The sequence below is a fragment of the Actinoplanes sp. NPDC048796 genome, from assembly GCF_040650035.1.
GTDB lineage: Bacteria > Actinomycetota > Actinomycetes > Mycobacteriales > Micromonosporaceae > Actinoplanes.
Genome location: NZ_JBEZGO010000001.1, coordinates 369,196 through 382,464, shown reverse-complemented (window position 1 = coordinate 382,464; position 13,269 = coordinate 369,196). Strand labels below are relative to the sequence as shown.

At 70.9% G+C, this 13,269-nt stretch carries 12 protein-coding genes; 9 read left to right on the top strand and 3 right to left on the bottom strand.

Translation table 11 applies throughout. The features are described 5' to 3' along the window. The first annotated feature begins 6 nt into the window (after window positions 1-6). Window positions 7-1,008 (top strand): glucose-6-phosphate dehydrogenase (coenzyme-F420), encoded by a 1,002-nt coding sequence (fgd, locus tag AB0C26_RS01880; RefSeq protein ID WP_360239945.1) that lies wholly within the window; start codon window positions 7-9, stop codon window positions 1,006-1,008. Here the strand turns inward: fgd and AB0C26_RS01875 are convergent. Continuing rightward, window positions 995-2,635: a glycosyltransferase gene (locus AB0C26_RS01875; RefSeq protein WP_360239942.1), complete on the bottom strand. Its 1,641-nt coding sequence runs from the start codon at window positions 2,633-2,635 to the stop codon at window positions 995-997. The genes fgd and AB0C26_RS01875 overlap by 14 nt on opposite strands. Before the next feature lie 231 nt (window positions 2,636-2,866). On the opposite strand from AB0C26_RS01875, the gene AB0C26_RS01870 reads away from it, so the two are divergent. Together AB0C26_RS01870 and AB0C26_RS01865 are read left to right on the top strand one after the other, a co-directional pair. After that, a complete protein-coding gene (locus tag AB0C26_RS01870; RefSeq protein ID WP_360239939.1) occupies window positions 2,867-3,739 on the top strand; it encodes an LLM class F420-dependent oxidoreductase in 873 nt (290 codons plus the stop codon). Next, window positions 3,736-4,392, top strand: coding sequence for an HAD family phosphatase (locus AB0C26_RS01865; RefSeq protein ID WP_360239936.1), 657 nt, complete (start codon window positions 3,736-3,738; stop codon window positions 4,390-4,392). Before AB0C26_RS01870 ends, AB0C26_RS01865 begins: the two co-directional genes overlap by 4 nt. On the opposite strand, the gene AB0C26_RS01860 is transcribed toward AB0C26_RS01865, so the two are convergent. Further along, a complete protein-coding gene (locus tag AB0C26_RS01860) occupies window positions 4,340-5,503 on the bottom strand; it encodes an FAD-dependent monooxygenase (protein ID WP_360239933.1) in 1,164 nt (387 codons plus the stop codon). The two genes, AB0C26_RS01865 and AB0C26_RS01860, sit on opposite strands and share 53 nt — an antisense overlap. A 79-nt stretch (window positions 5,504-5,582) precedes the next feature. On the opposite strand from AB0C26_RS01860, the gene AB0C26_RS01855 reads away from it, so the two are divergent. The 4 genes from AB0C26_RS01855 to AB0C26_RS01840 all read left to right on the top strand — a co-directional run bounded on the left by AB0C26_RS01855 (window position 5,583) and on the right by AB0C26_RS01840 (window position 8,614). After that, window positions 5,583-6,236: a TetR/AcrR family transcriptional regulator C-terminal domain-containing protein gene (locus AB0C26_RS01855; RefSeq protein ID WP_360239930.1), complete on the top strand. Its 654-nt coding sequence runs from the start codon at window positions 5,583-5,585 to the stop codon at window positions 6,234-6,236. Window positions 6,237-6,311: 75 nt separating this feature from the next. After that, window positions 6,312-7,982 (top strand): sodium:solute symporter family protein, encoded by a 1,671-nt coding sequence (locus AB0C26_RS01850; protein WP_360239927.1) that lies wholly within the window; start codon window positions 6,312-6,314, stop codon window positions 7,980-7,982. 12 nt (window positions 7,983-7,994) lie between these two features. Then, complete coding sequence (locus AB0C26_RS01845; RefSeq protein WP_360239925.1) at window positions 7,995-8,273, top strand: hypothetical protein; 279 nt, start codon at window positions 7,995-7,997, stop codon at window positions 8,271-8,273. 89 nt (window positions 8,274-8,362) lie between these two features. Then, window positions 8,363-8,614 (top strand): hypothetical protein, encoded by a 252-nt coding sequence (locus tag AB0C26_RS01840; protein ID WP_360239922.1) that lies wholly within the window; start codon window positions 8,363-8,365, stop codon window positions 8,612-8,614. A gap of 4 nt (window positions 8,615-8,618) precedes the next feature. On the opposite strand, the gene AB0C26_RS01835 is transcribed toward AB0C26_RS01840, so the two are convergent. Continuing rightward, complete coding sequence (locus AB0C26_RS01835) at window positions 8,619-9,758, bottom strand: PQQ-dependent sugar dehydrogenase (RefSeq protein ID WP_360239919.1); 1,140 nt, start codon at window positions 9,756-9,758, stop codon at window positions 8,619-8,621. Between the two features lie 116 nt (window positions 9,759-9,874). Here AB0C26_RS01835 and AB0C26_RS01830 point away from each other — a divergent pair, with 116 nt between their 5' ends. Both AB0C26_RS01830 and AB0C26_RS01825 read left to right on the top strand, forming a co-directional pair. Next, window positions 9,875-11,350 (top strand): alpha/beta hydrolase, encoded by a 1,476-nt coding sequence (locus AB0C26_RS01830; RefSeq protein ID WP_360239916.1) that lies wholly within the window; start codon window positions 9,875-9,877, stop codon window positions 11,348-11,350. A gap of 47 nt (window positions 11,351-11,397) precedes the next feature. Beyond that, entirely contained in the window at window positions 11,398-13,269 is a 1,872-nt protein-coding gene (locus AB0C26_RS01825) for an MFS transporter (RefSeq protein WP_360239913.1), read from the top strand.

Genomic DNA, 13,269 nt, shown 5'->3' with positions numbered 1-13,269 from the left:
GTGAACATGATTCGGTTCGGCTACAAGGCCTCGGCGGAGCAGTTCCCGCCGACGGAACTCCTCAACTACAGCGTCCTGGCCGAGGAGCTCGGCTTCGACTCCGTCTTCGTCAGCGACCACCTCCAGCCGTGGCGGCACGACGGCGGTCACGCGCCGGCGGCGCTGCCGTGGCTGGGCGCGCTCGCCGCCCGCACCGAGCGGATCCTGATCGGCACGAGCGTGCTCACGCCGTCCTTCCGCTACCACCCGGCCGTGGTGGCCCAGGCGTTCGCCACGCTGGGCTGCCTGGCCCCGGAGCGGGTCGTGCTCGGCGTGGGTTCCGGCGAGTCGCTCAACGAGGTGCCGCTGGGCATTCCGTGGCCCGACGGCAAGGAGCGCTTCGCCCGCCTGAAGGAGGCGGTGCAGCTCATCCAGAAGCTGTGGCGCGAGGACCGGGTGACGTTCGACGGGCAGTTCTACCAAACCGAGAACGCGACGATCTACGACAAGCCGGAGATCCCGGTGCCGATCTACATCGGCGCCTCCGGCCCGTCCGCGACCCGGCTCGCCGGCCGCATCGCCGACGGCTTCATCACCACCAGCGGCAAGGGCCGCGAGCTCTACACGGACACGCTGCTGCCGGCGGTGCGCGAGGGCGCGGAGAAGGCCGGCCGCAAAATCGACGACCTGGACCTGCTGATCGAGGTCAAGGTCTCCTTCGACGACGACCACGAGAAGGCCCGCCAGGACACCCGGCACTGGGGCGCGCTGGCGCTGACCCCGGACGAGAAGACCGGCGTCGAGGACCCGATCGAGATGCAGCGCCTGGCCGACGAGCTCCCGGTCGAGCGCACGGCCTCCCGCTGGATCGTCTCGTCCGACCACGACGAGCACGTCGCCAAGATCGCCGAATACCTCGACATGGGCTTCAAGCACCTGGTCTTCCACGCCCCCGGCCCCGACCAGGAGCGCTTCCTGCGCCTGTACAGCGAGAAGATCCTGCCGCAGCTGCGCTCTAGGGTTTCTTGACCGACCGCAGCCGGCCCCGGCGGCCGCCGGTCGGGCCCGCACCCTCGCCGTTGATGACGCGCAGGTCGGGCTGAGACTGGCGGCCGGCGATCCGCCGCCGCCGGGCACCGACTTCCCCACTCTGCTTGGGCGCCCGGGGAAGCGGCAGCCACGCCTGTTCACCCATCCGCCCCTGCACATCCGGCCCGAAAAGCGGCTCCGGATGCCCCGCCGGATAGGGCGGCGCCGGCTGATTGCGAACACGCCGCTCCCGCCACAGATCCCCGGAAGGCGGCGCGGTACGCGGCGGCGGACTCCAGATCGGCTCCCCAGGCGCCCGCCGATCGGCCTGCCGCCACACCTCAGCGGTCGCCCCTTCGCGCAACCCTCGTCCCGCCGAGCCGTCTTGGCTCGTGAGCCCGTCTTGGCTCGTGAGGCGGTCTTGGTTCGTGAGGCCGTCCTGGTTCGCCGTCCCTTCGGCGCCTCTCCACGATCCGCGCTCTCGGCCCTTCGAGGGCTCTCGGAGGATCCAGCTCCTCGCCGATTCCCGACTTTCCCGATTTGTCCGGCGGGGCGGATGGTCGGCGGAGCGAGGTTCGGGGGTGATCCGATAGCCCGGCCCGTCCTGTTCGAGCCGGAAGCCCGGTCCGCGCTGAACGGGAGGGATGGTCGGGAACGAATCGCCGCCCGGGAACGGGCCCGCGGTGGAGGAGGGGCCGCTTGGGAACGGGCCGGCGGTGGAGGAGGGGGTGCCGCTTGGGAACGGGCCCGCGGTGGAGGAGGGGCCGCTTGGGAACGGGCCGGCGGTGGAGGAGGGGGTGCCGCTTGGGAACGGGCCGGCGGTGGAGGAAGGGGCCGAGCTTGGGAACGGGCCTGAGGCTGGGGGAGGGGTCGAGCCTGAGGCTGAGGAGAAAGCCGCCGGCCCGGCGGTCGTGGGTGAGGTGTGACGGCGGTCGGCGGCGGGCTTGGGCAGGGCAGTGTGGTTGCGCTCGCGGAGGGCGGTGCGTAGCCAGTGGTGCAGGTGGGGGCGGTCCGCGCGCCGGGTGCGGCGGATCGGTGGGAAGGCGACGCTGGGTACCTCCACGACGCGGAGACCGCGGCGGGACGGGCGGATGGCCAGCAAGGGGGTGATCTCGGGGCCCTCGCCCCAGGAGGCGCCGGCTCGGAGGGCGGGGTCGGGGAGGTTCAGCCGGCTTGCCGCGTCGCGCCAGAGGGCGGTGTAGCCGAAGCCGGGGTCGGTGCGGCGGGTGCCCAGCACGGCGTTCAGGCACCAGATCAGGAGCAGGTCGGCCCAGCGGCGGAAACGGCCGGCGGTCAGGTCGCGGCCGCCCGGTGTGTAGCGGGAGCCCACCGCCATGTCGGCTCCGGCGCGCAGGGCCTCGACGAAGCGCGGGATCTCGGCCGGGTCGGTCGAGCCGTCGCCGTTCAGGGTCACCACCACGTCGCCCCGGGCCGCGGCTATTCCGCACGCGAGGGCGTTACCGGGGCCGGGGCGGGTAGGAGACACCACGACGGCGCCGGGTCGCAGGGTTCGCGCCGCCACCGCGGCCGCCGTGCCCGCCTCGGCCACCACCACGACCTCGTCGACCGGGGGCAGGCCGCGCAGCAGCAGCGGCAGGCCCGCGGGGTCCCGGACGGGAAGGATCACGCTCACGGAAGGTGGCGAGGCGCGGTTCGTCGCTGGGTGAAGCGGCGAAGGAGACATGGCGGTGCTCCTCAAGCTTGTTTCTGATCTTCGAAGCTACCGGCCGGCAACCGTTCGGCAACTCGCCGATTCGGCCGAGGAAGATCGTTCCCGTGGCTCGAACCGGCCGTTGAGCGGACACCCCACGTACAAAAGCATGATTAGGTCTTGTCGGAACGTCGGAGGGAAACCGCTGTGAAACTTGGTTTGCACATCTCGAACTTCACCTGGCCCGAGGGGGCGCCGAGGCTGGGCGCGGTGCTGGGCGAGGTCGCCTCGGCGGCCGACGAGGCCGGCTTCGAGCGGATCAGCGTGATGGACCACCTGTGGCAGATCGGCCCCATCGGGCCGCCCGAGTGGGACATGCTCGAGGCGTACACCGCGCTGGGCTTCCTGGCCGCGCACACCAAGCGGGCCAAGCTGCTGACGCTGGTGACGGGCGTCGTCTACCGCGAGCCGGGCCTGCTGGCCAAGGCGGTGACCACGCTCGACGTGCTGTCCGGCGGGCGGGCCATCCTCGGTATCGGCGCCGCCTGGAACGAGGAGGAGTCGATCGGGCTTGGCCTGCCGTTCCCGCCGACGAAACAGCGGTTCGAGCGGCTCGAGGAGGCGCTGAAGATCTGCCGGCAGATGTTCGCCGGCGACGAGACCGCGTTCGAGGGCACCCACTACCGGCTGGGCCGGCTGCTGAACTCGCCGCAGCCGTTGAGCCGGCCGCGCCCGCCGATCCTGATCGGTGGCGGCGGGGAGAAGAAGACGCTGCGGCTGGTCGCCCAGTACGCGGACGCCTGCAACCTGTTCCCCGGGCCGGAGCTTCAGCACAAGCTCGATGTGCTCAAGCAGCACTGCGAGGACGTGGGCCGCGACTACGACGAGATCCAGAAGACGGTGATGGTCCCGTTCGATCTGGGCGAGAAGGGCGAGCGGGCCGGCGAGATCATCGAGACGCTGACCCGGCTGGCCGGGATGGGCTTTCAGGTCGGGCACGGTGGCCTGCGCAACGTGTGGGACACCAGGCAGTTCGAGATCTTCGCCAAGGAGATCGTGCCGGCGGCGGAGGCGCTGTGACCATCTCCGCGGTGATCTTCGACCTCGACGGCGTCATCATCGATACGGAGGAGGTGTGGGAGGACGTGCGGCGGTCGTACGTGGCGTCGTACGGCAAGTCCTTCCTCCCCGACTCTCAAGATCGCATGATGGGCATGAGTACGGGGGAGTGGTCGGCCCATCTCGCCGAGGAGGTGGGCGTTCCCCGTACGCCCGCTCAGGTCGCCGACGATGTGCTCGGCCAGATGGCCCTCCGGTACAAATCCGATCTGCCGCTCATTCCGGGTGCGGTGGAGACCGTGCGGCGGCTGGGGGAGCGCTTCACGCTCGGGCTGGCCAGCTCGTCGGCCCGCGTCCTGATCGACCAGGTGCTGGCCACGGCCGGGTTGACCGACGCCTTCAAGGTGACCTTCTCGACCGAGGAGGTGCCCCGGGGGAAGCCGGCGCCGGACGTCTATCTGGCCGCCGCCTCGGCGCTGGGCTGTGCACCCGGGGACTGCGCGGCCATCGAGGACTCCAGCAACGGCCTGCGCTCGGCGGCCGCCGCGGGGATGGCGGTGATCGCCGTCCCGCACGGCGTCTACCCGCCGGCCGCGGACGCGCTGGCCGGGGCCGCCCTGGTCATCGACCGCCTGTCGGATCTGACGGCCGAAGCGGTAGCGGCTCTGCGGTGAGCTCCAGGTTCGTGGCCCGGTCGGCCGCGATCTTGAAGGTGAGGTCGAGGAACCACTTCTTGTTGTTGAGGTAGTTCCGCAGCCGGATGCCCCGGTCCGACTTGGGGGCGAGGAATCGGCCGGTGGTGTCGCCGCCCTTCTGGGTGCCGCGCGCGAACCGGCCGATTCTCTTCTCGTACGCCGGAAACGCCACCCGATGGTCGCCGCGCGCCGCCGCCAGTTCGGCCGCGAGCACGTACGCGCAGACCAGCGCCGTCCCGGTGCCCTGCCCGCCGATCGTGGCCCCGCAGGCCGCGTCGCCGACCAGCGCGACCCGGCCCCGGGTCCACTCGGGCGCGTCGACCCGGCAGATCTGGTCGAAGTACAGGTCGTCGCCGATCGCGGCCAGCAGTTCGGGCGCGTGCCAGCCCATGCCCTCGTACCGCTCGCGCAGGATCCGCCTCGGCGCGGCCGGGTCGTGCCGGTCGTAGTCGATCCGCGGCGACGCGAAGACGGCGAAGGCGCCGTCCCGGCCCGTACTGATCATCCGGCCCGGCTCGTTGTAGAGGACGAAATCCTCCTCGACCGTGGGTGTGTTCCAGGTGGCCACGTAGTAGCCCAGGTGCTTCACGAAGCGTTCCTCGGGCCCGAACGTCAACCGCCGCACCCGTGAGTGCACCCCGTCCGCGCCGACCACGAGGTCGAAGGTGCGCTGCTTGCCGCCGGCGAAGGTGACGTCGACGCCGCCCTCGTGCTCGTCGAGCGCGGCGATGCTGTCGCCGAACAGGTACTCGGTGTGCCGGGCGCCGGCGCCGGCCAGGACCCGGGCCAGGTCGCCCCGCCGTACCTCCAGATCGCCTCCGGCCAGCCCGGCCGGCCATTCCATCTGCTTGGCGCCGCTCGCGTCGACGAACCGCATCGCCGTGCCGCCGGTCTGCACCGCGCGCAGCTCGTCGAGCACGCCCATCCGCTCGAGCAGGCCCATGTGCAGCGGCCCGCGGAAGTCGACCGCGTTGCCGCCCGTGCGCAGCTCCGGCGCGATCTCGACGATCGTCGGCTCGATGCCGAAGCGGCCCAGCCAATAGGCCAGGGCCGGTCCGGCGATGCTCGCGCCCAAGATCAGAACCTTCATGCCGTCTCCCCGTAGAAACTGTGTCCGTCGGACTCGGTTATTTCTGTGTACGGTAGACACTGTTTCCGAGGAGGGCAAGATGTTTTTCTGGGAGGAGCGGCCGCGGACCCGTGGCCCGAAACCGGCGTTGACCCTGGACCGGATCGCCGACGCCGCGATAGCGGTGGCCGACGCCGAAGGGCTGGCCGCGGTCACCATGCAGCGGGTGGCGGCCGATGTCGGCTACACGAAGATGTCGCTCTACCGCTACGTGCCCGGCAAGACGGAACTGGTGGCGGTCATGCTGGAGCGCGCGATCGGCGAGCCGCCGGTGGGAGGCGCCGGGGACTGGCGAACCGCGCTCAGCGCCTGGGCCGAGGCGCTGCTCGGCCGCTATGCGCCGCATCCGTGGGCGATCGAGGCCACCGCCGGTGGCCGCCCCATCGGGCCGAACGAGCTGAGCTGGATGGAGAGCGCGCTCGCCGTCCTGCCGGGCGGCCTCACCGGCGCCGAGCGGATGGACGCGGTCGCCGCCGTCGCCGGGCAGGTCCGCATGATCGCCGGTCAGGCCGCCACCACGGAGGGCGAGCTCACCGCGACCATCGGGCTCGTGCTGCGCGAGCACGCCGATCGATTTCCCGCGCTCGCGGCGGCGGTCAGTGACACGGCCACGCGCGGCGGCCAGGACCAGGCCTTCCGCTTCGGGCTGGAGCGGATCTTGGACGGGCTGGAGGTCCTTATCCAACGCCGGTAACGCGAAGGACACATTCAGGTGTGAAAGATCTTCGGCTTGGGTAGCCCATGGCGACTTTCGCCATGGAGGTGGCCTGTGGAGGTACTTGCGGCGAGCGGCCTACGGCTCGACCTCGACATCTTCGATTACCTGATCCTGATCCTCTACTTCGGCACGGTGCTCGGTGTGGGCTTCGCGGCGCGGAGAGCGATCAAAACGAGCGCGGACTTCTTCCTGTCCGGGCGCTCGATGCCCGCCTGGGTCACCGGCCTCGCGTTCGTCTCGGCGAACCTGGGCGCGCTGGAGATCCTGGGTATGGCCGCCAACGGCGCCCAGTACGGTCTGATGACCCTGCACTATTACTGGATCGGCGCCGTGCCCGCCATGGTGTTCCTGGGCATCGTGATGATGCCGTTCTACTACGGCTCCAAGGTGCACAGCGTTCCCGAGTTCCTGCGGCGGCGCTTCAACAACTCGGCCCACCTGTTCAACGCGGTCAGCTTCGCGGTGGCCCAGGTGCTGATCGCCGGCGTCAACCTGTTCGCCTTAGCCTTGATCTTGCAGGCGCTGCTCGGCTGGCCCCTGTTCGTCTCGATCGGCCTGGGCGCCGCGATCGTGCTGATCTACATCGGCATCGGCGGCCTGTCCTCGGCCATCTACAACGAGGTGCTGCAGTTCTTCGTGATCCTGGCCGGCCTGCTCCCGATCACGATCGTCGGCCTGGTCAAGGTCGGTGGCATCGACGGTCTGTTCGAGAAGGTGCGGCAGACCCCGCTCGGTGAGGCCGGCCTGCACACCTGGGCCGACACGGCCACCAGTAACAACCCGCTCGGCGCGAACTGGATCGGGATCATCTTCGGTCTCGGCTTCGTGCTCTCGTTCGGCTACTGGACGACCAACTTCGCCGAGGTGCAGCGCGCCCTGTCGGCCAAGGACATGAGCGCGGCCCGGCGTACCCCGATCATCGGCGCCTTCCCGAAGCTGGTGATCCCGGTCGTCACCGTCATCCCCGGCCTGATCGCGCTGGTCACGGTCAAGGGCCTGGGCGCCTCCGAGGGTGACCTCACGTACAACAACGCCATCCCGCTGCTCATGCGCGACCTGCTGCCGAACGGCGTGCTCGGTGTCGCGGTGACCGGTCTGCTGGCCTCGTTCATGGCCGGCATGGCGGCCAACGTGAGCGGCTTCAACACCGTTTTCACGTACGACATCTGGCAGCCCTACATCCGCAAGGGCCGCAGCGACAGCTACTACCTGAAGGTCGGCCGCTGGGCGACGCTCGGCGGCGTGGTCATCGGCATCGGCACCGCGTTCATCGCGGCCGGCTACGACAACATCATGAACTACATCCAGGCGCTGTTCTCGCTGTTCAACGCCCCGTTGTTCGCGACCTTCATCGTCGGCATGTTCTGGAAGCGGATGTCGGCCTGGGCCGGTTTCTGGTCGCTGGTGCTCGGCTTCCTGGCCTCCCTCGCGCTGTACATCGGGCACCTGACCGACGCCCTGCACTTCAACTCCGACCTGGAGGAGAGCTTCTGGGGCGCCGGCGCGGCCTTCGTGACCGCGGTCGTGGTGGCGGTCATCGTCACGCAGTTCACCCCGCCGAAGCCGGAGGAGGAGCTGCGCGGCCTCGTCTACGGCCTGGGTGGCTCCAGCACCAGCGGCGAAGTGATCATCTCGGGAGACAAGGTGTGGTGGCGTAACCCGGTCCTGCTCGGTGTCATCGCCGTCGTCCTGGCCTTCGTCCTGTACATCCCGGTCTGGTAAGGAGAGCCCGTCATGGAGGAAGACCAGAAGAAGGTGTCCGCGGCCGCGCGTCTGTTCGACGTCCGGCGCGTGATCGGCGGTCTCTTCGTCGTGTACGGCGTGATCGTCACGCTGCTCGGGATCTTCGACAACCAGTCGGAGATCGACAAGGCCGAGGGCGTACGGATCAACCTGTGGATGGGGCTCGGAATGCTGGTCCTGGGCCTGCTGTTCCTGCTCTGGCTGCGGCTCAGCCCGCCCGAGCCGCCCCAGCCGAACACCGACGAGACCGAGGGGTCCGAGACCCACTGATGGCCGGGTTGGTGCGACCCGGTTGCGGTCGGGTTGCACCACCTCCCCAAATCGTGGACCGGGGGCACCCGGCGTCCGATAGACACGGCATGGAACGCGTCGCCCCCATCAGCTACGCCACCGGCGGAAGCTCTCGCTCCGCCGGGTGGCAACAACAGGTCAGAGTCGACTACGTGGTCAACAAGGTCATGCAGACCCACCGAGGACGAGCCGAGGATTCGGTCGCGCAGGCCATCCATGACCAGCTCCGCGCCGTCGGCGTGGTGCCCAACGGCCGCCAGATCGCGGTGTACGCCGCCGCGATCTCGGCCCTTCCGGAACTGCCCCCCAACAACAAGTAGATCGTCAGGCCGCGGGGAACCGCAGGATCCGGTCATCGCCGTCCTGCGGGTCCCCGCGGCCGTCTCGATTCGAGGTGGTCAGCCAGAGCGCGCCGTCCGGTGCGGTCGCCACCGTGCGCAGCCGCCCGTACGTCCCGGTGAACTCGGCCCGCGGCTCCCCGCCGCCGAGCGGAACCACCCAAAGTCGTTCGCCGCGCAGGCCGGCCACGTAGAGGTTGCCGCCGGCGACGGCGGCCCCCGACGGTGAGGCCTCGTCGGTGGACCACTGCACGATCGGATCCACGTACCGGCTGTCGCCGGCCTTGCCCTCGGCCTCGGGCCAGCCGTAGTTCTTCCCGGGCTCGATGACGTTGACCTCGTCCCAGGTGTTCTGGCCGAACTCGATGCCGTACATCGTCTTGTCGGCGCCCCAGGCCAGACCCTGCACGTTGCGGTGGCCCATCGACCAGACCGGCGAACCGGCGGTGGGGTTGCCGGGCGCGGCGGCACCGTCCCGGGTGATCCGCAGAATCTTGCCGTTCAGGTCGCCGCGATCCTGCGAGGCGCTGCCGTCCCCGGCGTCACCGGTGCCCACGTACAGGAATCCGTCGGGCCCGAACGCGATCCGCCCGCCGTTGTGGATCCCGGCCTTGCCGATCCCGTCCAGGATGACCTTGCCCGCCGCCCCGTCCGTGCCACCACCCCCTTCGCCGACAAATCGGATAATTCGGTTATCCGACTCACTGGTGAAATAGGCGTACAAAAACTTGTTGGTCGCATAGTCGGGATCGACCGCGATACCGAGGAGCCCGCCTTCGCCGGCCGGTGAGACGCCGTCGAGGTGATGGACCTTGCGGGGATCGCCGCCACCGGCCGGGATCTGAAGGATGTCGCCGCTCTCCCGCTCGCTGACCAGGGCGCTGCCGTCCGGGAGAAAGGCAAGGCCCCAGGGGACCTCGATGCCGGTGGCGATGGTCTGCGGCTGTCCCAGTCGCGCGCCTCCGGCCGATCCCGGCGCCGATCCGGAGGTGGAGGCCGCGGCTGAGGCGGAGGGCGCGGGCGCGGCGGAATACGTGGCCTGGCCTTTCGGCGTGCTTTCCGCGTCCGAGCAGCCGACGAGCAGTGCTGTTCCCGCGGCGGCGAAGGCGAGACGGGTTCGGTTCATCGCCCCACGGTGCCACGCCCCGGCGAACTTCACCCATTCGCCAGACTCGCGATCGGCGTTCGTCCGAAGATGGGGCCGCGCGGTCCGACGGCCGTGCAGGGCGGAGATACAGCGCGGTGCGAGCTACGGCGCGGCCCTTCCGGGCCGCGATTCTCACGGTCATCACCCTGCTGACGTACGCGGTGACGCCCACCCGGGCCGCGGCCGCCACCTACGTCATCACGTGGAAGACCTGCCCGGAGAACGCGGCGGTCCAATGCGGAACCATGCGCGTCCCGGCCGACTGGGCGGACCCGTCCGGCCCCATGGCGATGCTGACGATCGCCCGGCGCCCGGCCGCCGACCCGGCCCGGCGCCTCGGCGCGCTGCTGGTGAACCCGGGCGGCCCCGGCGGCTCGGCGGTCGACTTCACGCTCGGCGCCACCCAGTTCTTCGGCGAGGAGGTCCGGGCCCGCTTCGACATCGTCGGCATGGACCCGCGCGGCGTCGGCCGCAGCACCCCCGTCCTCTGCTCGCGCGACCTGGTCGACGCCCAGCCCGACCCCCTGATCGATTCCCCGCGGGCGTACGACGCCACCATCGCGTACAACCGCAAGCTGGCCGCCGACTGCGCCGCCCGCACCGGCCCGGTCTTCCCCCACGTCGACACGGCCAGCGTGGTCCGCGACCTGGACGCCGTCCGGGCCGCCCTGGGCGAGCCGAAGATCAGTTTCTACGGCGCCTCGTACGGCACCCTGATGGGCCAGCAGTACGCCGAGCTCTACCCGTCCCGCCTGCGCGCCCTGGTCCTGGACAGCGTGATGGACCACAGCGCGGGCCTGACCCGCTTCCTGACCGAGGAGACCGACGCCGCCGAGGACGCGTTCCACCAGTTCACGGCCTGGTGCGCCCGCGACACCCAGTGCGTTCTGCGCGGCCAGGACCTGGCCCAGGTCTGGGCCGGCGCGGTCGCGCGGGCCCGCGCCGGGACGCTGCAGAACCCGTACGACCCGCCTCAGCCGTTGACCCTGGCCGAGCTGATCGGTGCCGCCTTCGCGGCGTTCTACGAACCGCAGTGGTACTCGTTCGCCTACTACCTGCGCGACGCGCTGGCCGCCAAACCCGCGGCCCGCAAGGCGCCCGCCCCGCCGGTCGACCTGATCGACCACAGCTTCCCCGCCGTGATCTGCGAGGACTGGCGCCTGCCGGTCAGCGGCTTCCCCGAACTGCGACGTCACCTGCAGACCCTGGCCAAGCGCTCCCCGCACATGCTGGTCTCGCCGCTGGCCCTGTCGGCGATGACCGGCTGCCTGGGCTGGCCGTCCGCACCGGACAATCCGCAGCGACCGGTCACGCCCCCGCCCGGCACGGCCCCGATCCTGCTGGTGAACTCCCGCCACGACCCGGCCACGGCGTACACCTGGGCGCAACGGGTGACGGCCCGGCTGGGCCCGAAAGCGCGATTGCTGACGTACGACGGCTGGGGCCACGTCATCTACAACCGGAGCCCGTGCGTGGCCGGCGCGGTGGACAAATACCTGACGGCCCTGACCCTGCCCGCCGCCGGAACAACATGCCCGTCGGTGGCGCCGCAGCCGTTCGGGGTGGGCTGAACCGGGGTACAGAGGCCGTCGGGACCGAGCGCACGGGGGCCGCCGCAATGACCTTGACCCGCTACGTGGGTGCGGCCGTGTGCGCCCGCCTCGCCGACGAGGGCGCCCGGGTGGCGATCCTGCTGCTGGCGCTCGACCAGACAGGCGACGAGGCCCTGGGCGGCCTGTTGATCGCGGCCCTGATGGTCCCGCACGTGGTGGCGGCGCCGATCACGGGCGCCCTGGCCGACGCGGTCCACCGCCGCCGGCTGTTCTATGTCCTGGCTTTCCTGGGGTACGCCGGAGCCCTGCTCACGGGAGCCGAACTGATCGCCCACTCGACGTGGGCCGCGGCGGCGTTCCTGATCCTGGCCGGCTGCTGCGCCCCGCTGCTGATCGGCGGCCTGAGCAGCCTGCTCCCCGACCTGGTGCCGGCCCGCTTGGAACGGGCTTTCGGCTTCGACGTGATGTCGTACAGCATCGCCGGAATCGCGGGCCCCGCCCTGGCCGCGGTACTGGCCGACCTCGCGGGCGCCTCCTGGTCGGTGGTGGGCCTGGTCACCTTGGTCGTGGCCGGCGCCGTCCTGGTCGCTTCGCTCCCACTCGGCACCGCCCCGCGACCCGCCAGCCCGCACACCTCGAGCGACCGCTCCCTGCCGGCATCACGCCCCGGCACCTCGAGCGGCGGCTCCCTGCCGGAATCCCGCCCTTACACCTCGAGCGACCGCTTCCGGCCCGCATCCCGCCCCGACACCTTGAGCGGCCGCCCCCAGCCGGAATCTCGCCCTCACACCTCGAGCGGCCGTTCCGTGCCGGTCTCCGCGCCGGACATTTCCGGCAGTGATTCCACGTCGATCTCCCCGGATATTCCTGACGACCGTTCCGGGCGAACTTCCCGGCCGCACTTCTCGGGCGGCCGTCTTCCCTCGGATCCCCCATCGGACATTTCGGGCGACGATTTCCGAGCGGCCCCCGCATCGGGTAATTCGGGCGACGGGTCGCGAGCGGCCCCTGCGTCGGGCATTTCGAGCGACGGGTCGCGAGCGGCCCCCGCGCCGGGCATTTCGAGCGACGGTTTGCGAGCCACCGCCGGGGCGGGCGTTTCAGGCGGCGCTTCGCCGTCGGCGGAGTCGGGTCTTTCGGGCGGCGCTTCGCCGTGGGCCGAGTCGGATCTTTCGGGCGGCCCTCGCCGGTCGGTGGCCGAGTCGGATATTTCGGGCGGCATTCCCCGGCCGGTGGCGGCGCTGGATAGTTCGGGCGGAGAAGTCGCGGGTGGAGAGGCGGTGGTCGAAAAGGCTGGGGGTGCTGGGCGGCGGCGGATTCAGTCGCCGCTGGCGGCGGTCACGGTCATGGTGCGGCGGCCTCGGCTGGGGGCGGTCACGCTCGGAACGATTTTCAGCATGCTCGGGGTGGGCGCCCTTCCCCTGGTCGCGGCGCTGCTGGCCGACGAGGCGGGGCGCGACGAGCTGACCGGGCTGGTGCTTTCCGCCGGGGCGGCCGGTGGGCTGCTCACCTCGCTGGTGCTCACCAAGTGGCCCATTCGGCGGCGGCCGCCCGAGTGGGTGGTCGCGGTCTCGCTGGCCGCCACCTCGGTGCCGTTCCTTCTGTTGATCCTGTTGCCGGTCGGGTGGGCCGGGCTGCCGCTCTTCGCGGTCGCCGGGGCGCTGGGTGTGCCGGTTTCGGTGGCGGTCTTCGCCGTACGGGATCAGGAGGCGCCGCCGGAGATCCGCACCCAGGTCTTCACCCTCGGGGCCGGGGTGAAAGTCACCGCGGCCGCCGCCGGGGCCGCCCTGGCCGGGCTCGCCGCGCCCGCCGGAATTGTCGCTTTGCTCGCCGGGATCGCGGTCTGTCAGGTGCTCGGGGCCCTGGCCGTCGTCGTGGTACCGCGGGTCACCCGGGCCGCGCGGCCGATCGCGAGTATTGTTAGCCAGGCTAACTAG